This is a genomic window from Thiomicrospira microaerophila, from assembly GCF_000934765.1.
Lineage (GTDB): Bacteria > Pseudomonadota > Gammaproteobacteria > Thiomicrospirales > Thiomicrospiraceae > Thiomicrospira > Thiomicrospira microaerophila.
In genome coordinates this window covers 55,835-80,710 of record NZ_JYNN01000003.1, presented here as the reverse complement: position 1 = coordinate 80,710, position 24,876 = coordinate 55,835, and the positions used below count along the sequence as shown (strand labels likewise).

Here is a 24,876-nt window from a genome sequence, read left to right as displayed (position 1 = left end):
TGCACCAATATTAATATGATGTACAGGGCAAACGCATCTAAAGTAAATAATAAATCAACAACTTACAATCAGGTCTCGCTCCCACGTTGAACGTGGGAGCGCCTTGGACTTGGGTTTGAGCGCTGTTTCATAGGTTAAATCGGTCTGCATTCCCACGCACAGCGTGGGAACGAGGTTAATCATGACTATTGTTATGATTTTTTTATTATTTAGATGCGTTTGCCCTGATATGTTGTATGGGTGGTAGATGATTCTCTGCAAAAAGAGTAATATAAACCCTTTAAATCTATGTATAGAGGGGCGTGTATGTCTGCATTATCACCAGAGGATTACTATAAATGGAGCCTTTATATTGAACGCGAGTGTCAGCGGTTTCCTGTGTTGTTGGATCAGGACTATGACACGCGGTTTAATGATGGTGAATTGCTTGATTTATGTCGTGCTACTTTATTAGCCTGCGAGGATGATACTTGTCTTAAAACCCAGCTACGCCGCTTGCGCCGAGAGCAAATGGTGCGCATTGCGGTTCGTGACTTGGGTGGCGTGGCGGATTTAAACGAAACCATGCGCGATGTCTCTGATTTAGCCGATGGTTTGGTGTCCGGCGCACTTGATTGGTGGATGACGCGTTTTACCCAGCGATTTGGGCAGCCCATCGGCGAAGAATCGGGTGAGCCGCAAAAAATGGTTATCCTGGGTATGGGTAAGTTAGGCGGGCGTGAGCTGAACTTTTCCAGCGACATTGATTTGATTTATTTATATGAAGAAAAAGGCTACACCAATGGAGCCAAGTCTATTTCTAATGATGAATTTTTCTCAAAACTGGGTCTGTCGTTAAATAAGTCGTTGACTGAATTAACCAACGAAGGCATGGTGTATCGGGTAGATATGCGGCTACGTCCGTTTGGTGAGGTAGGGCCTTTAGCCATCAGCTTTACCGGTGCTGAGCATTATTATGAAGTACATGGTCGTGCTTGGGAGCGTTATGCGCTAGTGAAGGCACGCGCCATGGCTGGGGACAAGGAAAAGGCGAAGCGGCTGTTTGATATTTTACGACCTTTTGTTTACCGCCGTTATGTGGACTATACGGCGATGGATTCGTTACGTGATCTAAAGCGGATGATTGCCGCTGAAGTGCGCAAAAAGGGGATGGAAAATAATTTAAAGCTCGGGCGCGGTGGTATTCGTGAGATTGAGTTTATTGTCCAGGCCTTTCAGCTGGTGCATGGGGGGCGAGATAAGCCGCTGCAGGGTCAGGCCTTGTTGCCGATGTTGGGTTATTTAGCGGAGCAAGATTATATTTCGCAAGCGGATGCGCAGAGTCTTAGAGAGGCTTATGTCTTCTTGCGCCGTGCGGAGAATCGTATTCAAGAATGGAATGATCAACAAGCCCACTCCCTGCCGGATGATGCGCGTCAACAGCTAGCGCTTGCCGAAGCGATGGGTTTTGCTGATTATGCGTCTTTTATCGATAAGCTAGAAGCTTATCGTGAAACGGTGCAAGCGCATTTTGATGATGTGTTTGCCGAGGAGACCGACGTTTGTGATTTAACCGATGCCTTGAGTCAAGCTTGGAAAGGCCCTTTGGAAGATGATGCGTTGATTGTATTGACTCAGTTTGGTTTTCATAAACCGGGCGATATTTTAAATCAGTTACGCCAGTTTAAAAAATCGAGGGCGGTCGGGCAGATGAGCGCCGAGGCCACCACGCGCTTAGAGCTAGTGATGCCGCTATTGCTCAAGCAACTCTCTAGCCTAGAGCAGGATCAAGAGATGGCGTTGCAGCGCGTATTAACCGTGATAGAAAATGTGGTGCGCCGCAGTGTGTATTTAGTCCTGCTAAAAGAAAATCCGGTGGCACTGACACATCTGATCAAACTCTGTGCGGCGAGTGCCCGTTTAACCGATCTATTGGTGAAATATCCCGCGCTGATGGATCAACTCTTGGATTTAAGAAGTCTTTACCGTCCGCTCAAGCTGGATGAGTTAATGCAAGAGGCACAAACCCTGTTAAACACCTATCAAGATGATGAAGAGCCGTTTATGTTGCAATTACGTCATTGGCGACATGCGCAGGTGTTTAAGGTAGCCGCCGCTGACATTACCGGTCAGGTCCCGGTGATGCATGTGAGTGACTATTTAACCTGGATTGCCGAAGCGGTGCTTAATGTGGCACATGATTATGTTTGGCTGCAGATGACGAAAAAACACGGACTGCCCAAGGATCTAACTGAATCGCCTTTCTTGGTTTTAGGCTATGGCAAGCTAGGTGGGATTGAGCTGGGTTATGGTTCAGATTTGGACGTGGTGTTTTTGTATGACTTGGTGGCCTCGGGTGATAAAACCCAGCCTACCCATGAGCGTCAACGTCCATTAGAACATGGCAGTTTTTTTATGCGCATGGGGCAAAAAATTATTTCCGTGCTGACCAGCATGATGCCAGCGGGTCAATTGTATGAAGTGGATACCCGTTTGCGTCCGAATGGGGATAGCGGCTTAATGGTGACGACCCTTAAACATTTTGAACAGTACCAGCAAGAAAAAGCCTGGAATTGGGAGCATCAAGCCTTGATTCGTGCGCGTGCGGTGGTGGGGAGTGATCAGGTGCGAGAACACTTTGAGCAGTTCCGTCTGGCCTTTCTGTCGCAGCCGCGTGAGCCGGCTAAAGTCAAAGCCGAAGTGGTTGAGATGCGCCAAAAAATGCGCACGGCTTTAGATAAGTCGAATGAATATGAGTTTGACATTAAGCACGGCGCAGGCGGTGTGGTGGATATTGAATTTATGGTGCAATATCTGGTGTTGGCTTATGGTAATTTACAACCAGGCCTGGTTGGCTGGACAGACAATATGCGCATTTTGGATGAAGTTAAACACACGGGTTTGTTAACTGAAAAAGCAACAGAGAAATTGCAAAACCACTACCGAAGCTACCGCGCGCTTTATCATCGTCTGGCGATTCAAAATCAAAAAGCCATTGTCGATGCAAAAACCTTCAAGCAAGAACGTGACGAGGTGATTGAAATATGGCAAGGGTTGATGGGCTGATGATTAGCTTTAGTCCGCAGGTACCTAAACCACGGCCATTAAGTTAAGGAATTTGTGGCACAACGGAGCGAAACAACTTGAGTCGCGAGGACAAAAAAATTACGCGTCATTGCGAGGCCGAAGGCCGTGGCAATCTCTGGCAGGCTGTGCGCGACCTTGGGAGATTGCCGCGTCGCTGCGCTCCTCGCAATGACTGGTTTTTTCCTTAACTTAATGGCAGTGAGGTACCTAAACAGGATGAGTGAAGTAGTATGCAGCAAATAGAGCGATTTTTATTACAATTGCGCGCGGAGAATAAGTCGGCGCACACCCTTGATAACTATCAGCGAGACCTATTGAGTTTTGTGGCTTTTTATTTAACTCAAAACCAAAGCGACGCAAAAGGCGACACACAAAGCAGTAAAAACGGCGATAATTCCGACCAGGCCTGGTCGTATCAAACCTTAATGGCGGAGCCACAATCGGTGGACTGGACACAGGTCGGTGTGCGGTTAATTAAAGACTATGTGATGGATTGTGTAAAATCGGGTTTGGGCGCGCGCACCCTGTCGCGCCATCTGTCGGCTTTGCGCAGTTTATTTGGGTTTTTAATGGCACAAGGGTTAGTCCAAACCAATCCAGCCTTGTTGGTTAAGGCGCCCAAGGTACCTAAGCCTTTGCCAAAAAGTGTAGACGTTGATCAAACAAGACAGTTGTTAGAGCAGCCTATTGACGGCTGGCATGCGATACGTGATCAAGCAATTTTTGAATTGCTCTACTCTGCAGGCTTGAGGGTGTCTGAGTTGGTGGCGCTTAACTTAACACCTGGGTTAGATGGATTAGCCGCTGGGACAGTGCAGGTAAGGGGTAAGGGGGGTAAAATGCGTGTCGCTTTTGTTGGAACTAAGGCCAACCAAGCGATCCAGGCCTGGTTGTCGGTGCGTGGTCAAAAGCTACAGCCTGAGCAATCTGAACAAGCTGTATTTATTAATCAGCTTGGTGGGCGATTATCGGCTCGCAGCATTCGAGTACAGCTTGATAAGCGCACGCTACAAGCTGGGTTGGATACCAAAATGTCGCCCCACAGATTGCGCCATGCTTGTGCCACGCATGTGTTAGAATCCAGCGGTGATTTGCGGGCGGTGCAAGAATTATTGGGGCATGCCAATTTATCCACCACGCAAATATATACCAAATTAGATATGCAGCATTTGGCAAAGGTTTATGATCAAACTCATCCAAGAGCGCGAAAAAATCAGACCCACAACGAATAAAGTTAAATAATAAAAAGGAAAAGCAATGGAACATCGTGCAGATACCATCTACGGTACAACGATTTTATGTGTAAAACGCCATGGCAAGATGGTTATAGGCGGTGATGGGCAAGTGACCTTGGGACACATTGTAATGAAGGGCAATGCGCGCAAAGTGCGTCGTTTATATGATGGCAAAGTATTAGCCGGTTTTGCAGGTGCAACAGCCGACGCCTTTACGCTATTTGAGCGTTTTGAGGGGCGGCTACAAACCCATAATGGTCAGTTGATGCGTGCGGCGGTTGAAATGGCGAAAGAATGGCGCACGGATCGTGCGTTACGCAAGCTAGAAGCGATGATGATTGTGGCGGATGAAGACACGATGTTGCTGATTTCAGGAACGGGCGATGTGATTGAGCCGCAGGACGATTTTATCGCCATCGGATCCGGTGGCAGCTATGCCCATGCAGGCGCGCAGGCTTTAATGCGCCACAGCGAATTACCGGCGGATGAGATTGTGAAAAATGCGCTCACTATAGCGGCCGATTTATGTATCTATACCAATCATAACTTTACGATTGAAATGCTTGAGAAGTAGGAGACTAACATGCCAGATAAGATTAATGAAAGCCTGAAATGTGACAATAAGAGCGCGGGCGTTCGCGGGTTTGAAGCTGTCTTGTGGCATAGCCGTTTAGTCGTGTTGACCGCGGTGGTCGCGAGTTTGGTGATTGCATTCGTCATGTTTTATATCACCGCGATTGAGATCATTTATTTATTAGGTGCGCTGACAGACTACCATTCCCTAGAATATGCCGAACGCGCGGCGCTAAAATCGAAAGCGATTGGTACGGTGATTGGTGCGGTTGATGGCTTTTTGATTGGCGCGATTATGCTGATTTTCTCGCTCGGTCTGTATGAATTGTTTATCTCAAAACTCAGTATCGCCAAAGAAGTCTATGGTGCCAGCCAGATTTTAGTCGTTAAAAGTTTAGATGATCTTAAAGACAAGCTCGCCAAGGTCATTGTACTGGTCTTAATCGTTATGTTTTTTGAAGCCGCGATATACCTAAAACCATCACAACCGATTGAATTGCTTTATTATGCCGTCGGTATTGCGCTAGTCGGTTTATCCCTGTGGTTAACCAATATGGCCTTCGCCAAGGGCGCAAAAGACAAACCCAAAGAGGTAGAGAGCATAGCTGAAACCAAGTAGTGATGCGTGTCATGATAAACTTGTGAACAGTTATATCTACCAAGGTGATAGGTATGAGAGTATTGAAAACCAAGGCATTTAATAAGTGGTTAAAAAAGTCAGGTTTGACAGACACTCTATTATGTAACGCGGTAGAGGAAATGTCTCAGGGGTTAATTGATGCCGACTTAGGTCACGGTCTATACAAAAAGCGAGTTGGGCACCCAGGGCGTGGTAAGCGTGGTGGAGCCCGCACGCTATTGGCTTCAAACTTGGATGATCGATGGTTCTTTATTTTTGGGTTTAATAAGAATGAAAAATCCAATATTGACGAGCGTGAAAAAGTTGCACTGTTAGATTTTACGCAAGATTTAATGCAGTTTTCAGCTGATGATATAAATAAATCGATTAAAATTGGGTTTTTAATGGAGATATGTTGATGGAAATGCAGCCTAGAAGTCGTTTGATGGAAGCGATACATGACTCAGCACAGGATATGTATCGTCAAGGAGCTATAGACACTGAGCGCATGGAGCGCTACGATTTGCTTTGTCTTGAGCCGCTTAGAAACTATGACAGCGATAAAATCAAATCCATTCGCCAAAGATTTAATTTGAGTCAGGTTTTATTGGCTAGCCTACTTAATATTAGTGTATCCACTGTGCGCCAATGGGAGCAGGGTGTGAAAAAACCTTCGGGCGCTTGCCAAAAACTCCTGTCTATTCTAGATACAAAAGGTTTAGATCCGTTAGTTCAGGTGCATTAGCGTTAAAACCTGAAACAGGTTAAATTGCCTTATGAGTACCTCAAAACCAATACCGATTGAATTGCTTTATTATGCCGTCGGTATTGCGCTTGTCGGTTTATCCCTGTGGTTAACCAACATGGCCTTCGCCAAGGGTGCAAAAGACAAACCGAAAGCCCCAGAAAGCTTAGAGGAGACCAAATCGTAATCGGGTGTTGTGAAGAAAATGTAACACCGGGTGATGTCAAGGCTGCTCAAAGGTGGCAAACCTTTTTAGCTTATAGTAACTATTCAGACCACTGATTCCAACGCTTTCAGTGGCTTCCAAATCCAGTCCGCCATCCGGTGTTTTAGGGTGGTGGTTGAGAAGTATGTGTTGAATCTCGCCAATAATTAATTGCGTGTTATTGTGTTTGATTGGCATGGCCTCAACAAATCTTAAGCCATACTTAATGTTTGATTCCTCGACAAAAGGTGCATGAAAATTGGCAATAAAAGACGGCGTCAGGTTCATTATGTCAAACTCCGATTCGTGCTTTGCAAATTTTGCTGAAGTTTGATGCGCTTGATGCGCTATCTGTGGGTGGATGTGGTTAAGGGTGTAATGACTGGTGGCTAAAATGTTTTCATAAGTGTGACGCGGTACATCTCCCACCGGCCGCATCACAAAACCAATGAGCGCCGGGCTCGATCCTAGATGTACCACGGAGCTGAACACCGCCAAATTGGTCTGGCCTGCTTGATCTGCGGTGCCAATCAAGTTAGCCGGTTTGATGCCTGTAATCGAATTGATTAAATGAATCCTGTCGCTTAAGGGCAGGTTTTGAATGGCGAGTGGGTCTAGATGTAACATGCCAGTGATCCTTGTTGTTGAGCTAAATATCCGGGTTAAGAGGCGTTTAGGGGCTAGGGTAGGTATAGCGTTGATGAATCTGCTCAATCTCCGCTAGTAGTGTGTCGCTTAATATAACATCGATACTATCAATGTTTTCTTTTAGCTGCGCTAGGGTGGTAGCCCCGATAATATTCGCACTCACAAAAGGGCGTGTATTGACATAGCCGAGTGCCATTTGGGTTAAGGACAAGCCATGTTGATGGGCTAGATCAAAATAGGCTTGAGTGGCCGCGCTGGCTTGCGGGTTGAGATAGCGATCAAAGCGTGGAAATAGTGTAATGCGGGCATCTTGCGGGCGCGCATTGTTGAGATACTTGCCGGTTAATACACCAAACCCAAGCGGCGAGTAGGCTAATAGCCCAATATTTTCTTGATGACACACCTCGGCTAGGCCTACTTCAAAGCTGCGATTCAAAAGATTATAAGGATTTTGAATTGAAACGATTTTCTCCAAGCCTAACTGCCTTGATAGTTCAATCATCTTCATTGTGCCCCAGGCGGTTTCGTTGGATAAGCCAATCGTACGAATCTTGCCTGCGCGCACCTGTTTACTGAGTGCTTCGAGGGTATCGGCTAGTGGCGTGAGAGCGTTGGGTGTGTGAGCCGAAACTTGGTAACCGAGTTGGCCAAAAAAGTTAGTCGGGCGTTCTGGCCAGTGCAGTTGATATAGATCAATCACATCCGTTTGCAGGCGTTTTAATGAGCGCTCAACGCAGCGAGCAATGAGGGGATCGGTATAGCGTGTTTTGCCCTGACGGATATGAGATACAAATTCGGCCGGACCGGCCATTTTAGTTGCCAGCACTACCTCATTGCGCCGCTGAGTTTTCTGAAACCAAGCACCGATAATCGACTCGGTTTGCGTAAAGCTTGAGGCTTGCGGGGGAACAGGGTAGAGTTCGGCCGTATCCCAAAAATTAACACCCCGTTCAAGCGCATAATCCATTTGTTCAAATGCTTGAGCCGCTGTATTTTGCTCCCCCCATGTCATGGTGCCTAAACAAATTTTGCTCACCTGAATATCCGTGTAGCCTAACGAACTGTATTTCATCATTTTGCGATATCCTTGTCGTGATTAGTGTGATTGATTTTTTAATGCAATTTGGCAATGAGGTAATCGTTTAAATCGCCATTGGGCAAACCCATGGTAAATCTGTCGTGTCAATGTATAGATCCCAGGCAGTGATACAATCCCTGCCAAAATCCGCCAACGTTTTAATTGGCGCCACATTAATAAAAATGCATCCACACCTACATGCATCTTGCCTGTGTCGTCTTTGGCATGCAGGTGTTTGAGTAGCTCAACCTGCGTGATACCCTCCTGTTCAAGCCAATTGGGCGACAGCGTGGCGATGTCTTGCCAGTGAAACACGCCTGGTGGCGCGATTTTCTTGTAATGGTTGATTTCTTTCGAGCATAAACCACATTGGCCATCGTAAAACACATTGATCATCTCATGGTCTCCACTAGTTGCTTGTCAGCCTTATTGATTCGCATCGGTCATATACCGCTTACCGGTAGGGCTGGCTCCTGGGCGTCTATCGCGGACTAACGTCCAAAAAGCGCTATAGTCTAGCCTGAGCGTGAGAGCAGGGTGTGGCTCACGCTGTGCTTGAGCATGCAGCATTAGACTAATCTTAAGCCTTGATACATCGCTAAGTCGCGGCGTAGAAAGTCTTCAGCGCGTTGGGTTAGTTCGGCGATGTTCTCGTCTTCGGATTGTAAAATTCGCCCCATTTTCATTACGCCTTCGCCCATAGGCTCTAAAATCATCCAGACATAATGCGCCAGTGCTAAAGCCGATTCGCAACCTTCTCGATAGCCTTTAATGAACAATTGTTGGAAGCGAGTGGCTTCGATACCGCCGCCGGTGACCGGGCTGGCTAAAAACGCAATATCCGCGCTACCGCGTGCGCGGTCGATAAAGAAGTTATTTAATGCTTGGGTGCGAGGGTGAACCTGCTCAATCACCGAATCCGCTTGTGCCGATTGGATTTCACCGCGATGGGTAAAGATAAACAAGGCTTGTACGATTTCTTGCAAGCCAATATTGCCATGAGCAGCCATCGCTTCTTCGATTTCACCCAGCGTACGGGGTTGGTAATCAGCGAGATAATCGAGGATGGGATCATAAATATCGGCCGCCAAATCGGCTACACCTAATGCGCCTTCTAAAACCAGCGAAATCGTGCCGCGTGGTTTGGTCATAACGACACGTTCAGCGCGAAGCGTTTCTAAAACCTGAAGTTGGGTGAGATTGATGGCGCCATTGACCCAATAATCCTTGCGGAACTTTTTATCGACACAGAAATCGCGCGTGTTCTCACGCAATGCACTATCTGGAATTTCAGCTAGCAGCTTCATCTGTTCTGGGGTGAGGTTAATCGCTTCAATCAGATCAAGATAATTGGCGGTGCAGGCATATTCGAGTTTGGTGTTCGCCATATACTCGGCCATATCGGCAAAATCCATCGGTTGCCAGTCACGATTAAAATATTCATGCGCCAGATAGTGTGGGTCTTGACCAATCAACTCGGCGGCTTTCGGGCCCACTTGCGAATTGGCGGTGGCGTGAAGTGGGTTGGTTTTCATCAGCTTTTTGGCAAACTGCAAGGCTTGGTTGATTTTATACGAGCTACCCCAGCCGGCTGAACCCATGCGTTGAACATGTTGCACCAGCAAACGGCGTAACGGCATAATCTGCGCCCAGCCGATTTGGGTGTTGTAACTGACATAGACCACACCGCCAACCTTGAGGTTTTTGCGAATAAAGGCCATAATTAGCTGGCGATTTTCCTCGGACACCCAAGTCCACACGCCATGCAAACAAATAAAATCGAACTTGGGCAAATCATCACGTGCCAAGTATTGCGCAAACGATTCATCGCTCAATTGCGCTTGCGCACCGCTGGCTTGAACCAGTGATTGTGCAAAGCCCGCTTGGCTAGGCAAAAAGTCATTGCCAAACCACTTTACCGGGCTGGCGGCCGCATGAATCGCGGCACTCAATCCTTGGCCAAACCCCAGCTCACAGCCTATCGCCCCCTCACCAAAGTTAGGCGGGGTAATCCCGGCATTAATCATCGCCAAGCGCATTCTTAAAGGGTTAAGTTCTTTGTAATAACCATAGGTGTAGCCAATATCCGCTACATAACCAGACGTCCAATCAGACATTGTGTTTCCTTTTGTTTAACAGGTAAGTTTAATCAATAATCCATAAATGCCCAAACCAGTACCAGCGTCCTTGGCCTATCGGCGCGGTGCACGCATAGCGGTCACGCGGTGAGCGTAAGGCTTGCTCGGACTGAATGACCAATTTTGTCGGGGTTTGCCAATCCATTTTCAGCGCTTGGCCTCGGCTATTAAAGCAGTTTAGCTGGCGTACAGGTTCACTCAAGTTCAGTGTTAAAGTGGGTGGGTTGTCGGTGACTATTGGGTTCCAGGGGGTCACCGAGGTGAGCGGCAGTGGGCGAGTATTGACCTTGAGACGAAAGTCTTCAATTTTGGCAAAATTCACCGCCATCGGGAAACGATTGAGCGCACGACGGTCCGCGTTAGCATCCACTGCGCCAGACACCTGTGCTAATCCTACATAGCCCATCTCAGCGATCAAGTTGGCAGCCGACTCACTGTATTCGCCATAAGGATAGGCAAACAGCATGGGCACATTTTCAGCGTCCAGTTCGGCTTCGAGTCGCTGTTGGGTCATTTCTAATTCTTGACGCACTCTTGCTAACATCTGTGTTTCTGTTTCGCCATCAATCGGTCGCATTTTGCTGTGAGTATGACTGTGATTAGCAAATTCAAATCCATCCGCTTGCATTTCACGCATTTGTTGCCAGGTCATAAAGTTGCCAAATCCACGATCAACCGGTTCAGAGTTAACAAAGGTAGTCATTGACCAGCCAAGGGCTTTAAGGCGAGGATAGGCTTCGGTATAGACACTTTTATACGCATCGTCAGCGGTTAACACAACGGTTCGATCCGGTACGGGTTGGTTGGTTTCCCAGTGGGTGATTAATTTTGATAAAGGCCAAACGTTAAAACCCTGATTGCTAAGATAGTCTAAATGAGCGTCAAATTGCGCCAGTGTAACGCTGGTGCTTGGCGGGGTGTCATCACCAAAATGGTGGTACATTAATATAACGGCGGCGCTATTAGGGTTGTTGGCATGGCTCTGTGTGGTGATCGCGCTGAACGCGATGAAAAAGCTGGCGAGCAACCCGCTATAAAAAATATTTTTCTGTGTCCTGGTCATGTTTTTATCCTAAAAATTTGCTTTTTATCCAATATCATTTCATCATTATGCCTAATATAAAAAAAGTGTAAAGGAAAGAAAGTGGAACGAAATCTTAAAATTATCTTACCTGTTTTAGTTTTGGTCGCGAGTTGGATTTTTTATGAGCGCGGTCAAGGCGAAGCGAATTCAATACCTTCGGTTGATCTGGTTGATTCGGATAGGGTGTTGGCGTTATCTGAAAAGCCGACTCAAGTAAAGGCGCTGGAAAAACCGCCCTCACGGGTGCCGGACTTTGCGGCTATTCAGGATGTGAATCAAAAAAAACAGGCTTTTATTGATTTTATATTGCCCGCTATTTATGCGTCAAATAAAGCCATTGCCGTTGAGCGGGATTTTTTAAAGCAATTAAAACCTAATCAAATGAGTGTTAAGCAAAAGCAACGGTTTGAGGCGTTGGCGGTGAAGTATCAACAGCCTAGAAAAAAAGATCAAACAATGGTGCAGTGGCATGCTGACTTATTAATAAAAGTGGATATAATTCCGCCCGCACTGGCACTGGCACAAGCGGCGAATGAGTCGGCCTGGGGTACGTCTCGGTTTGCGGTGGAGGGGATGAATTTTTTTGGTCACTGGTGTTTTTCAGTGGGTTGTGGCTTAGTACCTGAGCGCCGCCCAGAGGGCCAAATTTATGAAGTGCGCGTTTTTAATAGTGTTGAGGACTCGGTGGCGGCTTATATGTTAAACTTGAACGCATTGATCAATTATGAAACCCTACGAAATCTGCGCGCGCAACTTCGGCAGTCAAAGCAAGCTTTAAACAGTGAGTTGTTGGCTTATGGCTTAATAGACTATTCGGCTAAGCGAGAAGATTATATAAGAGAGTTGCAAGCGATGATACGCTTTAACCGTTGGCAGCATTATGATAAAAAACCAAAAGGCGAATGGCATGGATAAAGCAATACTCGGTTGGCGAGAATGGGTGGCGCTTCCACAACTGGGTATCGCGGCCTTGAAGTGCAAAGTAGATACCGGCGCTCGCACATCGGCATTGCATGCTTTTTCGGTCGAGCCGTTTGAAAAAGACAACCAGGCCTGGGTGCGATTTGGCATTCACCCCAATCAAAATGATGATCAAACCCAGGTTTGGTGTGAAGCGCCTATCAAAGACCAGCGTATCGTCACTGATTCGGGAGGCAATAAAACCGAACGTTATTTTATTGAAACAGAACTTGTGCTGGGCAACCAGCGATTTACAATTGATCTCTCGCTGACTAGTCGCGACACCATGCGTTTTCGTATGCTGTTAGGACGGGTGGCGATGGAACAGCGTTTTATGGTTGATGTGAGTCAATCTTACTGTCAAAAACTGCCTAAGGATGGCGAAACTAAATGAAAATCGGAATTTTATCCCGTAATGCAAAACTTTATTCAACCCGCCGTTTAGTCGAAGCGGCCGAGCAGCGAGGTCACCAAGTCCGTGTGATTGATTCGCTGCGTTGCTATATGAACATCACCACCCGTCACCCTGAAATTCATTATAAAGGTGAGGTGTTGGATGGCTTTGATGCGGTGATTCCGCGCATTGGCGCGTCGGTTACATTTTATGGCACAGCCGTATTGCGCCAGTTTGAAATGATGGGTGTTTATCCGCTCAATGAATCGGTGGCGATTACCCGTTCGCGCGACAAGTTGCGCAGTTTGCAGTTACTGGCTAAGCATGGCATTGGCTTGCCTGTGACCAGCTTTGCCCATTCGCCAGACGATATTGATGATTTATTAAATATTGTCGGTGGCGCGCCGGCGGTGATAAAGGTGTTACAGGGTACGCAGGGTTTAGGCGTGGTGCTGGCTGAAACCAAGCAAGCGGCTGAAAGTGTGATTCAAGCCTTTATGGGGCTTAAAGAGCATATTCTCGTGCAAGAGTTTATCAAGGAAGCGGGCGGCTCCGATATTCGTTGTTTTGTGGTTGGCGGTAAGGTGATTGCATCGATGAAGCGTCAAGGCAAAGAGGGTGAGTTCCGTTCCAACCTTCACCGAGGTGGTAGCGCGGCGCTGGTTAGGATTTCACCTGAAGAACGGGCGACAGCTTTGCGGGCGGCTAAGATCATGGGCTTGAACGTCTGTGGTGTTGATATTTTGCGCTCTAATCATGGGCCTGTGGTGATGGAAGTTAACTCCTCACCGGGCTTGGAAGGCATAGAAGCCGCATCGGGCAAGGATATTGCAGGGCAAATTATCGAATTCATCGAAAAAAATGCCAAACCCTATAACACCGCGACCAAAGGCAAAGGCTAATGAGCGAGCCTGCGTTGGCTAAACGGCGCAAAAACCAGCCGATTACCTTGGCCGGGCAGCGGGTGATGCCTGGCGAGCGCAAAACGATTGATTTAGTCGTCGGTAAGCTCTATACCCACAGCCCGATTACCATGCCGGTGCAAGTGCTGTGTGGCCATCAAGCGGGGCCGGTGATGTTTATTAGCGCGGCGATTCATGGCGATGAATTGAATGGCGTGGAGATTATTCGGCGTTTACTCAAGGTGCCCGCGCTTAAACGCCTAAAAGGCACCTTAATTGCGGTACCGATTGTGAATCTGCACGGCTTTATCAACCAAAGTCGTTACTTACCGGATCGTCGCGACTTAAATCGCAGTTTTCCAGGCTCTGAAAAAGGCTCTTTAGCTGGGCGAGTGGCGCGTCTGTTTTTGGATGAAATTGTTGAGCGCTGTACCCATGGGATTGATTTACATACCGGGGCGATTCATCGCTCAAACCTGCCACAAATTCGTGCTGATTTGGATAATGAGGAAACCCTCAAACTGGCTAAAGCATTTGGTACGCCGGTTGTGTTAAATTCTAATTTGCGCGATGGATCTTTACGAGAAGCGGCAAGCAAGAAAGGTATTCCCGTATTGTTGTATGAAGCGGGCGAGGCTTTGCGGTTTGATGAGTTGTCGATTCGCGGTGGTGTGAACGGAATTTTGCGGGTGATGCGTCAGCTTGAAATGCTGCCTGCTTCGCGTAAGAAAAACCAGTTTGATCCGATTGTCGCGCGCTCCTCCGCTTGGGTGCGTGCGCCGCAAGACGGCATTTTCCGCGCTAAAGTCAAGCAGGGCGATCGGGTGCAAAAAGACCAAACCCTATTGGCAGTGGTATCGGATCCTTTTGGTGAATCTGAAGTAGAAATCTGGGCACCTTTTAGCGGTATCATTATAGGGCAACTCCATTTGCCCTTAGTTAATGAAGGCGAAGCTTTGTTTCACATCGCCCGCTTCAATCGCACCGATATTGCCGCCGACAATATCGAAAACTTCCAAGAAACTTTAGAAGCGCTTAATTTTCCTTATCTATAAGTTACAACCCGCTCTCGCGTTGCGCCTCACGGCCATTAATTTAAGAAAAGCCCCGTCATAGCGAGGAGCATCAGCGACGCGGCAATCTTTTGAGGGCGTGCGCTGGTTTTGGAGATTGCTTCACTTCGTTCGCAATGACGAAGGGGGGGGGGCGCAATTCCCTTAAGTTTTTGTCATTGCGAGGAGCGAAGCGACGCGGCAATCTTTTGAGGGCGTGCGCTGGTTTTGGAGATTGCTTCACTTCGTTCGCAATGACGAAGGGGGGGTGCGCAATTCCCTTAAGTTTTTGTCATTGCGAGGAGTGTAGCGACGCGGCAATCTTTTGAGGGCGTGTGCAGTCTGCCAGAGATTGCCACGGCCTTCGGCCTCGCAATGACACAAGTTGGTTCGCTCCGTGTTGCCACTCATTTCTTAACTTAATGGCCGTGATGCTCTGGGTGGGAAAGAGAAAAATATCCTGCGCGCTCATCACGCGAATTTATGAATCGAAGAAAGCGAAGCTAAACATCCGGGTTAAGTCAGTTTGCTGAAAATAAGACTTGCGAAGTTGTTTTTAATTAACCATTTTAATTGACCAGATGCTCAAGGGGTCGGTATCATAGAGGATTGTGTATAAAAGTTTTCTAGTCAATTAGCGAGTGCGTCTTGTGTCGAGTCTTTTATTTTTAAAACGTGGTTTCGTGCTCGTTTTGGGGCTGTTTTTATTTAATGTCACGGTTCAGGCATCCAGTTTTCAGCAGGTGTTTGAAAATCAGGGTTTGGTGATGTTATTGATTGACCCTGACTCCGGTCAAATTATCGATGCTAACGCCGCAGCGGTCGATTTTTATGGTTATTCACGCGAAACACTTCAAACACTCTCTATACAGCAAATCAATACCCTTAGCGCGCAACAGGTGGCCAATGAGCGCCAGAATGCGAAAGAGCAAGGACGCAATTATTTTATATTTCGTCATCAATTAGCGAACGGTGAGCTTAGAACGGTTGAAGTGTATTCTCAGCCTTATCAATTTGATCAAAAGACCTTGTTACTATCAGTGATTCATGACCGCAATACAATGATGAGTGATGAGGCGATGGAATTATTCCATCGCCAATTAGAAGAGCAAATTCAACTAAAAGTGGATGAAGCACAGAAATTAGATCGGCTAATTCAACTTTTGCTGATGATGGGGTTGGTGGTGTTTGCGCTTCTTTCCTTGGCTTTGTGGCGTATTCATCTTCAGCGCCAACAAGCTGAGATTGAGCTCTATCGTTTTACTAATGAATTTGAAGCTTTTTTAAATCAAACATCTGATTTTGTCTATTTTAAGGATAAGCAAAGCAAGATGTTGTTTTGTAGTCAGACGCTGGCAAACATTACAGGCTTTAAAAATTGGAAAGAAATGATTGGAAAGCATGATCGAGAATTGTTTCCACCCGATACTGCCGCGATTTATGAGCAAGAGGAGAAGCCTATTCTTGAACTGGGGCAGCCGATACTTGGCAAAATAAACCCTTATTATGATGCTAATGGAAACATCGGTTATGTTCAAACCAATAAATGGCCGTTGCTTGATGAAAATAATCAGGTTGTCGGTTTGTTCGGCATTAGTCGAGATATATCTGATTTGCAAAATCTCAAAGATGAACTTGAACGCAGTCAACGTTTATTAGAAGACGGTGAAGCCTTGGCTAAAGTGGGTGGCTGGGAATATCAGGTGGATAGCGCCAAGATGTTTTGGACCCAAGGTTTATTTGAATTACATGATTTTGAACCCGACCCTGACTTTGATCATATCGGTGAAAGTGTGCATTGCTATTTACCTGAAGACCGCGAAACCATTATGAATGCCTTTCAAGCCTGTATCGCCGATGCCCAGCCCTATGATCTCATTTTTCCGTTTAAAACCCATTTAGGCAAGGATAAATGGATTCGTACCAAAACCGCGCCGCTGGTTGAAGCAGGCAAAGTGGTTCGTGTGGTCGGTATAGTGATGGATATTACTGAACAAAAACTATCCGAATTACGCTTAGAGCAGTTGCTTGATCAAACAGAGCAACATAAACAGCAAGCCGAAGCGGCCAATATCGCCAAAAGCCGATTCTTAGCCACGATGAGCCATGAAATCCGTACACCGATGAATGGTATTTTGGGGATGGCGCAATTGTTACTTTCCACTAAGCCGAGCGATGAAAATTATCGCATCTACTGCCAAACGATTATGCATTCGGGTGAAACCTTGTTGCGCTTATTAAATGATATTTTAGACCTGTCGAAAGTCGAAGCGGGTAAGTTGACTTTGCAACCAGGCCTGGTTGATATCGAGCAAGTTTTGCAAGAAACAACGGCCTTGTTTCAAGGCACGGCACAAGAAAAGGATTTGTTAATTGATGCGCAATGGATGGGTGAAGAAGGTGTGCTTTATCAAGCGGATGAGCAACGCTTGCGTCAAATGCTTAATAATCTGGTAAATAATGCGATTAAGTTTACTTATCAAGGGGATATTCATCTTCAGGCAAAACCTTTGAGCGATAAGGGGGTTATTGAGTTTTCAGTAACAGATACGGGTATAGGTATAGCACCACAGCAGCAAGCTCAATTGTTTAAACCTTTTTCTCAATTAGACAACACCAGTACTCGCCAATATGGTGGCACAGGGTTGGGCTTGTCGATTGTGCAGAAGCTAGCGGAGTTGATGGGTGGTGAAGTCGGCGTGGAAAGCGAAATAGGACAAGGATCACGGTTTTGGTTTAAAGTATTATTGCAACCCGCTTGTTTTGAACAAGCAGCGCCTAATCAAATCAAGGTGGAACCCCCCGTTTTGCCTAGATTTAACGGACGCGTGTTGATTGTAGAGGATAACGAGATTAATCAGCTGGTGGTTGAAAACCAGTTACAGGAATTTGGTTTGCGTTGCGTGTTAGCTGAAAATGGTCAGCAAGCGCTAGAAATAGTGCAGGCAGAGCATGATGAATTTGACTTGATTTTGATGGATATTCAAATGCCGATTTTAGACGGCTATCAGGCCACCGAGCAAATTCGAGAATGGGAGGCCGAGCAACAACGCAAGCCCATTCCGATTATCGCCTTAACAGCGGATGCGTTTGAAGAAAATCGCCAAAAGTGCTTGGCATTAGGGATGAATGATTATCTAACTAAACCGCTAAACCAAGCCAAGTTTGTCGAGGTATTAGCTCGGTATTTGTCTGTTTCAAAAACCACTAAGCCTACCAACGAAATAGATGATGATATAGGAATACAGTCTGTGTTTAATGAGGATGAGCTAATGACACAGCTCCGAGCGATTTTACCTCTGCTGGAGCAGGCAAGATTTGAGTCAATAGCGGATTTTAATCGAATTATGGATTCCTCACCGGCAAGTAAATTTTATACAAATTTACAAGGTATAAAGAAAATGAATGATGCTTATGATTTTATTAATGCAGCTGACAGGGTAAAATGGATATTAGATCACTATGAAAAAAAAGTGTAATGAATGAGTGAAAAAGCCAAAATTTTGGTAGTGGATGATCATCCAACTAACCTACAAATCATGCTCGGTGTCTTGGGTGAGCTATATCAAGTTTCCGTTGTCACCTCAGGCAAGGAAGCGCTTCGCCTAGCTGAATCACTGCGCCCTGATTTAGTTTTGCTTGACATTATGATGCCTGAAATGGACGGTTTAGAAGTATTGACGCATATTCGCCAATCCAACTGGGGGCGCACGATGGCGGTGATTTTAGTGACCGCCGATGATCGCCATGAAACGCATGTAAAAGGGTTGGAGTTGGGTGCGGATGATTTTATTACCAAGCCTTTTTCGTTGCCGATTTTGCAATTACGTATTCGTAACATCCTCGCGCGCGACCAAGCCCGAAAACAACTCGATCAAATGGCTTATTATGATGCGCTAACCGGATTGCCCAATCGTAGTCTATTGGCCGACCGCCTTCATCAAGCGATGGCGCAAGCGGCGCGTCGTCAACAAGGCTTAGCGCTAGTGTTTATTGATCTCGATGGCTTTAAACCGGTGAACGACACCTATGGTCATGAGGCGGGCGATTATCTGTTGAAAACACTGGCACAACGCTTGCAAGCCGAGCTGCGCGAGGGTGATACACTTGCAAGACTGGGCGGCGATGAGTTTATTGCGCTGCTGTTGGATATCCCCGACCCTAAGGCTTGCCATAGTCTATTGCAACGCTTACTAGAGGTTGTTGCCAAGCCATTTTGTTATCACGACAATGCGTTGCATGTGACCGCGAGTATTGGTGTGACAACCTATCCACAGGCTCAATCAACCGATGGCACCCAATTATTACGTCAAGCCGACCAAGCCATGTACCAAGCCAAACAAGCTGGCAAAAACCAGTTTTGCGTATTTAAGGAAGACTTAAGTGAATAAAATTCGAGATCAGTATTTAACTGGGTTTTACCTTGTTATCACGCTTGCCTTGATGTTGTTTTTACAAATTTTCTCATCGGCGCAGGCTTCGGTGGGGGAGAAGCAGGTTTATCAGTTTGGGGTGTTTGCTCATAAGGGGGTGGAGCGCACCCATGAGGAATTTGCGCCGGTGATTGATGCACTTAACCGTAAACTTAGTCATGAACATCTTGAACTGCAGATTCTTAGTCAAGAACAGATTTATCAAGGTTTGCGCAATAAAACGCTGGATTTTGTCACAACTAATCCGACTCACTTTTTAGTTGCACGACAAAAGTTCGAAGTAACCGGCGCATTGGCAACCCTCGTCAAAAACCATCAAGGACAAACGATGAAATCATTGGCGGGGGTGATTATCGTGCGTGCTGACAATAAGGGTATAAATAATTTAAGTGATATCAAAAACAAGACGATTGTCGCACCAGGAGAAGAGTTCATGGGTGGCTATCGCGCCCAAGCCTACGAGTTATATTTGGCGGGTATTAAGATTGATCCTAAAGCCGTCCAATTTATAGGCTCGCACAGCGATACGGTATTGTCGATCATTAATGGTGACGCTGAAGTGGGTTTTATTCGTGATGGCATTATTGAAGGAATGACAGATCGAGGCTGGATTGACACTTCGCAGGTTAAAGTGATCAATGCGCAGTATCGGCCTGATTTTCCGCATGTTATCTCCACACGACTTTATCCAGAGTGGCCGGTGTTTGCCATGCCGCATGTAACGGAGAGTGCCAAGCGTCATATAACAGCCGCGATGTTAGGACTGGAGTTTGAAGAATTGGCGGCACCTGAAAATCGGGTTTATGGATTTACCGTTCCAGCTGACTATCTAGGGGTTGAGGGTTTATCTCGCGCTCTGCGTATTCCGCCCTTTGACCAGCGTGATGCGATAACCTGGCAGGATTTGGTTAATCAATATGGCGTGGCGATAGGTTGGGCGATTGTGTTTGGTTTTGGTTTGATTGTTGCGCTAATTAGTCTGTTAGTGAGCGTGAGAAAAGCCAGAGAGGCGAGCCTATATAGTCAAGCGCTGTTGTCTAGCCAAGACGAATTAGTGCTAGTCAATGATGGTGTTGAACTAATTGATGTGAGTGGTGGGTTTTTACGCTTCTTTAAGGGTCACTATGCTACTCTTGATGCCTTTAAACAGGATTATAAATGTATCTGTGATTTGTTTATTGAGCAACCCGGTTATCTTTTCAACTATACCGAAATGCAATGGCTAAAAGTCATGATTGCCCAGCCTAATCAACAGCACAAGGCCATCGTAAACTTTCACGGTCAACATACCTATTTCAAATGTAGCGCCGTTTACTCAGATGAACTAAAGCTTTATTTAATCACCATGGTGGATATCACCGAACTTGAAATCGCTAACCAGCGCTTGGTGGAGCAAACACGTATCGCTGAACAGGCTAATCAGACTAAATCTAACTTTTTGGCAAACATGAGCCATGAAATCCGCACACCGATGAATGGTATTTTGGGGTTGAGTGAACTCGGACAAACAGAATATGATGTGGAACAATTGCATCAACGATTGCATAAAATTTATTACTCTGGCTCACTCTTGCTGGGCATTATCAATGATATATTGGATATATCTAAAATTGAGGCAGGACGTTTAAATCTAAATCCTCAGCCGTTTAATCTACAAGAGCTTGTTGCGGACTTGTTTGAGGTTTATCAACCCAAGGCGCAAGAAAAGGGTGTTGAACTCAAGCAAGAGATAGACACTCGCCTTGCCGCTGGCTACATGGGTGATGACTTACGCTTGCGTCAGGTTTTAACCAACTTGATTAGCAACTCGATTAAGTTTACGGAACAGGGTGCGGTTACGGTTCGCATTGCTTTGCAAAATACCGAGGATAATCACCAGGCCTGGTTGCATTTTGAGGTGCAGGATACCGGTAAAGGTATTACCCTTGAGCAACAGCAGCGGTTATTTAAGCCCTTTAGTCAAGCTGATGATTCGATTACGCGTCAATATGGCGGCACAGGGTTGGGGCTGACTATCAGTGAAAAATTGGTGCAACTAATGGGTGGTGAAGGTGTCAAACTGCAATCCGAATTGGGGCAGGGCAGTGTGTTCAAGTTTAGCTTGCCGTTTGAGATGCTTAAGCCAGAAGAGTTAGCGCAATTAAAAACGCAAGAGAGCAAAAAAGGTTTGTATGACGCGCAACATATACAAAAATTTAATGCGCGGATATTGTTGGTCGAGGACAATGAAATCAACCAAGAGGTGGCCGGTGATCAGCTAAAACAACTGGGCATTCGATTTGAAGTGGCTAACAATGGTGAAGTAGCGGTCAGTAAGGCGAAAGACCAAGACTTTGATTTGATTTTGATGGATATTCAAATGCCGGTGTTAGATGGCTATCAAGCGACCAAACGTATTCGTGAGTTTAATCCTAGTATTCCGATTATTGCACTGACGGCGGCGGCGATGATTGAAGACAAGGAAAAAGCGCTAGCGGCAGGGATGAATGATCATTTGTCGAAACCGATAAACAGGCTGGCATTGATTGAGAGTTTTCAACAGTGGATTGGCGATAAACAGCTCGTTTCATCACCAAAGCCAGTGTATTTAATTGTTCACCCGGATACGCAAACGCTCAAAACTCTAGCGCAGCAGTATCAAATACAAGGCAGGGTTAAGGTCGCGGGTAGCCTAGATAAGGCAGAGGCCTTGTTATCAAGCCAGCCTGATATAACGCATATTGTGTTGGCTAAGCAGTGGGATGAGGAAAAAACCAAATGGTCGCAATTAGCTGGGCTGGAAATTATTAGTGTTTAACCCGGATATTTCATAAATGCGGGTTAAGGTCGGTAAATTTTTAGTCGTGTGAAAAATATCTTGGATTTAAATTATGGGTGTAGTGTGAAAATTAAAAACAAAATTTTACTAGGTTTTTTGGTCGTTTTGCTGTCTTTTAACCCGGCGTTTGCTCAACAAGAATCGTCTGAAGTAGTGAGCAAGACTGAAATTCCTATTTATAAAGTGGGGGTTTTAGCGTTTCGAGATAAAGAATCTACTTTGGTTCGCTGGCAGCCTTTAACTGATTATTTAAATGAAGTGTTTAGTGACTTTAAATTTGAGACAGTAATTTTACATCTTAGTGAACTGGAAAAGGCTGTTGACGAGAATCAGGTCGATTTTGTACTTACACAGCCAGCGCATTATGTGTTAATGACCTATCGCAGTGGTTTAACCTCGCCTTTGGCTTCAATGTTAAATCTTGAAGGGCCGTTTGTTACGGATAGTTTTGGTGGGGTTATTTTTACCCGCCATGATCGCAACGATATTGTGACGCTTAAGGATGCCAAGGGTAAGCGAATCGCAGCCGCTGCAATCAGCTCCTTGGGTGCTTATCAAATGCAAGCGTTTGAATTACTACAGCAAGGCGTGCGCTTACCCCAAGATGCAGTGGTTTTGGAGACAGGCCAGCCTCAACGTAATGCGGTATCGGCTGTATTACGCGGTGAGGCTGATATTGGCTTTGTAAGAACAGGGGTCTTAGAGGACTTGGTCTCGCAAGGCTTGGTAGATATTTCTCAGATTAAATTACTCAATGCGCAGCGTTTGCCGGACTTTCCTTTTGTGACCAGCACGCGTTTGTATCCTGAATGGCCTTTTGCAGCGACGCCCTACGTTGATAAAGATGTTGCAAGACAAGTGGCATCAGCCTTGTTAGGGATTCCTCGGGAGGGGGCGTTAGCACGCTCGATGGGAATTGCCGGCTTTACGATTTCAGGCGATTATCGCACAATTGATCTGTTAATGCGTGAGTTGCGTTTAGAGCCGTTTGATCAGTTTGATTTTACCATCACGGATTTTATTGAAATTTGGTTTTGGCAGTTAGTTTTAGGTCTTGCGCTGTTTATTTTATTGGTGATAACTGTCCTGTTGTATATGGGGCAGCGTCAACGCTTATTGAAGTTAGAGCGTAAGCGCTTACGCGATGCATTAGAGAAACTGCGTTTGTTAAACCAAGCGGTTGAGCAGAGTCCTGAGTCGATTATTATTACCGATTTACAGGGGCGAATTCATTATATGAACCCGATGTTCGAGCAAATGACGGGGTATCAGCAGCAGGAGGTTAGCGGTAAAAATCCACGAATTTTACAATCAGGTTTGACATCCAATGCTATTTATCAATCAATGTGGAAAATATTAAGTGCTGATAAAGTTTGGCGCGGTGAGCTATCCAATAAACGCAAAAATGGCGAAGTGTACCCCGCTCAAGCGATTATTTCGCCGGTTAAAAATGAAGAAGGTAGGGTAACGCATTATCTGGGAATACAGCGTGATTTGTCAGAGAAAAAGCTGCGTGAAAAACGCATTCAAGAATTGTTGTACATTGACGAACTTACTGGTCTAGCAAATCGCAATAAGATTATTGAGATGATGGATGCTTGTTTATTGCGCCATCCGCAGCTTGCAGTTAAGGGTGCGATTGTGCTGTTAAATATGACCCATTTCCGATTTATTAATGAGTTGCATGGCGTTGATGTGGGTGATGCCTTGTTAAAAAGCGTGGGGCAGCGATTGCAACTGGCGTTTCAAGATCAGGGTATCGTCGCACGGTTAGTAGCCGATGAGTTTGCCGTTTTTTGTGATAATAAAGCGGAGTTCGAACATGTTGACGATTGGCTGAAAATGTTGGGCCAGAAATCAATTCAAGCCTTGTCAGATGATGTTGAATTAAAAGAAACAAGGTTTAAATTAGACTATAAAATAGGTGTCGCCCCTTTGGTTGTCGATGATGGCGTGGCTACAGTAGAGTCTATTCATCAATGCATGAGTCATGCCGAAGTAGCGTTAAAAGAAGCGCGTTCGCAATCGGAAAAGCGGTTGGTTGTTTATGATCAGGCCTTGTCTAGTCAAATAATGGAGGCGCATCTGCTGCAAAAAGATCTCGCCTATGGTATTCAGGCGGAACAGTTGCGTTTGTATGTTCAGCCTCAAGTTAGGTTGGATAAAAAGTTGGTCGGCTTGGAGTGTTTGGTGCGCTGGGAGCATCCAGAAAAAGGTTTAATTCCACCTGGAATGTTTATTCTGTTGGCTGAGCAGAGCGATTTAATTGTTGATTTGGGTAGCTGGGTGTTGGCCAAAGCCTGTGGTTTGTTGGCGCAAATTCAGAACCAGTCCTCAGAGATTACTCTGGCGGTTAATATTAGTGCGCGTCATTTCCATCAGCGAGATTTTGTCGATCAGGTTAAACGCCTGCTTACTGAATCGGGTGCGCTACCGAAAGGTCTAATGATTGAGATAACCGAGTCGTTGTTTTTGGATGACTTTGAAGAGGTGGTGGATAAGATGCACCAGCTTAAAGCGATAGGTGTAAGGTTTTCAATTGATGACTTTGGTACAGGTTATTCGTCTTTGAGTTATTTGCAACATCTGCCGGTTGATGAGGTTAAGATAGATCGCGCATTTGTGCTGGCGATGGATGATCTGGGTATGGAGCGTAGTTTGGTATCTTCAATCTATGCAATGGCGCAGCAAATGCATTTAGATGTGGTTGTAGAGGGTGTTGAAACAGAGCAACAGCTTGCACATTTAACCGCCTTGAAAACGGTACACCTGCAAGGCTTCTTATTTGCTAGGCCAGAAGACTACCAAAGCTGGTATCAACAATGGCTAGTTGATAATCCATGTGCATCTCATTAAATTTCTCGTTCCCACGCTGTGCGTGGGAATGCAGACCAGTAGCGCGGATTACCGCTTGCCATGATGCCGT

At 45.9% G+C, this 24,876-nt stretch carries 20 protein-coding genes; 15 read left to right on the top strand and 5 right to left on the bottom strand.

Going from position 1 to position 24,876, the window contains the following annotated elements; genetic code table 11:
• The first annotated feature begins 306 nt into the window (after positions 1–306).
• The 7 genes from glnE (at position 307) to NA59_RS15010 (ending at position 6,425) form a co-directional block, all read left to right on the top strand.
• The gene (glnE, locus tag NA59_RS02330; RefSeq protein ID WP_044407348.1) at positions 307–3,045 is read left to right on the top strand and encodes a bifunctional [glutamate--ammonia ligase]-adenylyl-L-tyrosine phosphorylase/[glutamate--ammonia-ligase] adenylyltransferase; all 2,739 of its coding nucleotides are present in this window, start codon (positions 307–309) and stop codon (positions 3,043–3,045) included.
• A 251-nt stretch (positions 3,046–3,296) separates the two neighbouring features.
• Positions 3,297–4,298 carry a tyrosine recombinase XerC gene (locus tag NA59_RS02325; RefSeq protein WP_044407345.1) on the top strand — a complete coding sequence of 334 codons (1,002 nt, stop codon included), beginning with the start codon at positions 3,297–3,299 and terminating at the stop codon, positions 4,296–4,298.
• Between the two features lie 25 nt (positions 4,299–4,323).
• A complete protein-coding gene (hslV, locus tag NA59_RS02320; protein ID WP_044407342.1) occupies positions 4,324–4,875 on the top strand; it encodes an ATP-dependent protease subunit HslV in 552 nt (183 codons plus the stop codon).
• A gap of 9 nt (positions 4,876–4,884) precedes the next feature.
• A complete protein-coding gene (locus NA59_RS02315; protein WP_044407339.1) occupies positions 4,885–5,493 on the top strand; it encodes a YqhA family protein in 609 nt (202 codons plus the stop codon).
• 53 nt (positions 5,494–5,546) lie between these two features.
• Complete coding sequence (locus NA59_RS02310; RefSeq protein WP_044407336.1) at positions 5,547–5,912, top strand: type II toxin-antitoxin system RelE/ParE family toxin; 366 nt, start codon at positions 5,547–5,549, stop codon at positions 5,910–5,912.
• Complete coding sequence (locus NA59_RS02305; RefSeq protein WP_198401033.1) at positions 5,912–6,238, top strand: helix-turn-helix domain-containing protein; 327 nt, start codon at positions 5,912–5,914, stop codon at positions 6,236–6,238. Before NA59_RS02310 ends, NA59_RS02305 begins: the two co-directional genes overlap by 1 nt.
• A 31-nt stretch (positions 6,239–6,269) precedes the next feature.
• On the top strand, positions 6,270–6,425 hold the full coding sequence (locus NA59_RS15010; RefSeq protein ID WP_157792532.1) for a hypothetical protein: 156 nt from the start codon (positions 6,270–6,272) through the stop codon (positions 6,423–6,425).
• A 36-nt stretch (positions 6,426–6,461) separates the two neighbouring features.
• On the opposite strand, the gene NA59_RS02300 is transcribed toward NA59_RS15010, so the two are convergent.
• From NA59_RS02300 to NA59_RS02280, 5 genes are all read right to left on the bottom strand, one after another.
• Positions 6,462–7,070 carry a flavin reductase family protein gene (locus tag NA59_RS02300; protein WP_044407330.1) on the bottom strand — a complete coding sequence of 203 codons (609 nt, stop codon included), beginning with the start codon at positions 7,068–7,070 and terminating at the stop codon, positions 6,462–6,464.
• Positions 7,071–7,116: 46 nt separating this feature from the next.
• Positions 7,117–8,163, bottom strand: coding sequence for an NADP(H)-dependent aldo-keto reductase (locus tag NA59_RS02295; protein WP_044407611.1), 1,047 nt, complete (start codon positions 8,161–8,163; stop codon positions 7,117–7,119).
• 24 nt (positions 8,164–8,187) lie between these two features.
• Positions 8,188–8,565, bottom strand: coding sequence for a thiol-disulfide oxidoreductase DCC family protein (locus NA59_RS02290; RefSeq protein ID WP_044407327.1), 378 nt, complete (start codon positions 8,563–8,565; stop codon positions 8,188–8,190).
• A 173-nt stretch (positions 8,566–8,738) separates the two neighbouring features.
• A complete protein-coding gene (locus tag NA59_RS02285; RefSeq protein ID WP_044407324.1) occupies positions 8,739–10,286 on the bottom strand; it encodes a class I SAM-dependent methyltransferase in 1,548 nt (515 codons plus the stop codon).
• 28 nt (positions 10,287–10,314) lie between these two features.
• Entirely contained in the window at positions 10,315–11,370 is a 1,056-nt protein-coding gene (locus NA59_RS02280) for a polysaccharide deacetylase family protein (RefSeq protein WP_044407321.1), read from the bottom strand.
• A gap of 81 nt (positions 11,371–11,451) precedes the next feature.
• On the opposite strand from NA59_RS02280, the gene NA59_RS02275 reads away from it, so the two are divergent.
• From NA59_RS02275 to NA59_RS02240, 8 genes are all read left to right on the top strand, one after another.
• Positions 11,452–12,306: a glucosaminidase domain-containing protein gene (locus NA59_RS02275; RefSeq protein WP_052501407.1), complete on the top strand. Its 855-nt coding sequence runs from the start codon at positions 11,452–11,454 to the stop codon at positions 12,304–12,306.
• Positions 12,299–12,745 (top strand): ATP-dependent zinc protease family protein, encoded by a 447-nt coding sequence (locus tag NA59_RS02270; protein WP_198401032.1) that lies wholly within the window; start codon positions 12,299–12,301, stop codon positions 12,743–12,745. Before NA59_RS02275 ends, NA59_RS02270 begins: the two co-directional genes overlap by 8 nt.
• Positions 12,742–13,647: a 30S ribosomal protein S6--L-glutamate ligase gene (rimK, locus tag NA59_RS02265; protein WP_044407315.1), complete on the top strand. Its 906-nt coding sequence runs from the start codon at positions 12,742–12,744 to the stop codon at positions 13,645–13,647. Before NA59_RS02270 ends, rimK begins: the two co-directional genes overlap by 4 nt.
• The gene (locus tag NA59_RS02260; protein ID WP_044407312.1) at positions 13,647–14,702 is read left to right on the top strand and encodes a succinylglutamate desuccinylase/aspartoacylase family protein; all 1,056 of its coding nucleotides are present in this window, start codon (positions 13,647–13,649) and stop codon (positions 14,700–14,702) included. Before rimK ends, NA59_RS02260 begins: the two co-directional genes overlap by 1 nt.
• 647 nt (positions 14,703–15,349) lie before the next feature.
• On the top strand, positions 15,350–18,178 hold the full coding sequence (locus NA59_RS14175; RefSeq protein ID WP_157792531.1) for an ATP-binding protein: 2,829 nt from the start codon (positions 15,350–15,352) through the stop codon (positions 18,176–18,178).
• 3 nt (positions 18,179–18,181) lie between these two features.
• A complete protein-coding gene (locus tag NA59_RS02250) occupies positions 18,182–19,090 on the top strand; it encodes a diguanylate cyclase domain-containing protein (protein WP_044407309.1) in 909 nt (302 codons plus the stop codon).
• Complete coding sequence (locus tag NA59_RS14170; RefSeq protein WP_052501405.1) at positions 19,083–21,929, top strand: PhnD/SsuA/transferrin family substrate-binding protein; 2,847 nt, start codon at positions 19,083–19,085, stop codon at positions 21,927–21,929. Before NA59_RS02250 ends, NA59_RS14170 begins: the two co-directional genes overlap by 8 nt.
• Positions 21,930–22,013: 84 nt before the next feature.
• Positions 22,014–24,806 carry an EAL domain-containing protein gene (locus NA59_RS02240; RefSeq protein WP_044407306.1) on the top strand — a complete coding sequence of 931 codons (2,793 nt, stop codon included), beginning with the start codon at positions 22,014–22,016 and terminating at the stop codon, positions 24,804–24,806.
• Positions 24,807–24,876 lie beyond the last annotated feature (70 nt).

Coding starts and splice junctions, on each gene's coding strand:
- glnE (WP_044407348.1), top strand. CDS start 307: ATGTCTGCATTATCACCAGAGGATTACTATAAATGGAGCCTTTATATT.
- NA59_RS02325 (WP_044407345.1), top strand. CDS start 3,297: ATGCAGCAAATAGAGCGATTTTTATTACAATTGCGCGCGGAGAATAAG.
- hslV (WP_044407342.1), top strand. CDS start 4,324: ATGGAACATCGTGCAGATACCATCTACGGTACAACGATTTTATGTGTA.
- NA59_RS02315 (WP_044407339.1), top strand. CDS start 4,885: ATGCCAGATAAGATTAATGAAAGCCTGAAATGTGACAATAAGAGCGCG.
- NA59_RS02310 (WP_044407336.1), top strand. CDS start 5,547: ATGAGAGTATTGAAAACCAAGGCATTTAATAAGTGGTTAAAAAAGTCA.
- NA59_RS02305 (WP_198401033.1), top strand. CDS start 5,912: ATGGAAATGCAGCCTAGAAGTCGTTTGATGGAAGCGATACATGACTCA.
- NA59_RS15010 (WP_157792532.1), top strand. CDS start 6,270: ATGAGTACCTCAAAACCAATACCGATTGAATTGCTTTATTATGCCGTC.
- NA59_RS02300 (WP_044407330.1), bottom strand. CDS start 7,070: ATGTTACATCTAGACCCACTCGCCATTCAAAACCTGCCCTTAAGCGAC.
- NA59_RS02295 (WP_044407611.1), bottom strand. CDS start 8,163: ATGAAATACAGTTCGTTAGGCTACACGGATATTCAGGTGAGCAAAATT.
- NA59_RS02290 (WP_044407327.1), bottom strand. CDS start 8,565: ATGATCAATGTGTTTTACGATGGCCAATGTGGTTTATGCTCGAAAGAA.
- NA59_RS02285 (WP_044407324.1), bottom strand. CDS start 10,286: ATGTCTGATTGGACGTCTGGTTATGTAGCGGATATTGGCTACACCTAT.
- NA59_RS02280 (WP_044407321.1), bottom strand. CDS start 11,370: ATGACCAGGACACAGAAAAATATTTTTTATAGCGGGTTGCTCGCCAGC.
- NA59_RS02270 (WP_198401032.1), top strand. CDS start 12,299: ATGGATAAAGCAATACTCGGTTGGCGAGAATGGGTGGCGCTTCCACAA.
- rimK (WP_044407315.1), top strand. CDS start 12,742: ATGAAAATCGGAATTTTATCCCGTAATGCAAAACTTTATTCAACCCGC.
- NA59_RS02260 (WP_044407312.1), top strand. CDS start 13,647: ATGAGCGAGCCTGCGTTGGCTAAACGGCGCAAAAACCAGCCGATTACC.
- NA59_RS02250 (WP_044407309.1), top strand. CDS start 18,182: ATGAGTGAAAAAGCCAAAATTTTGGTAGTGGATGATCATCCAACTAAC.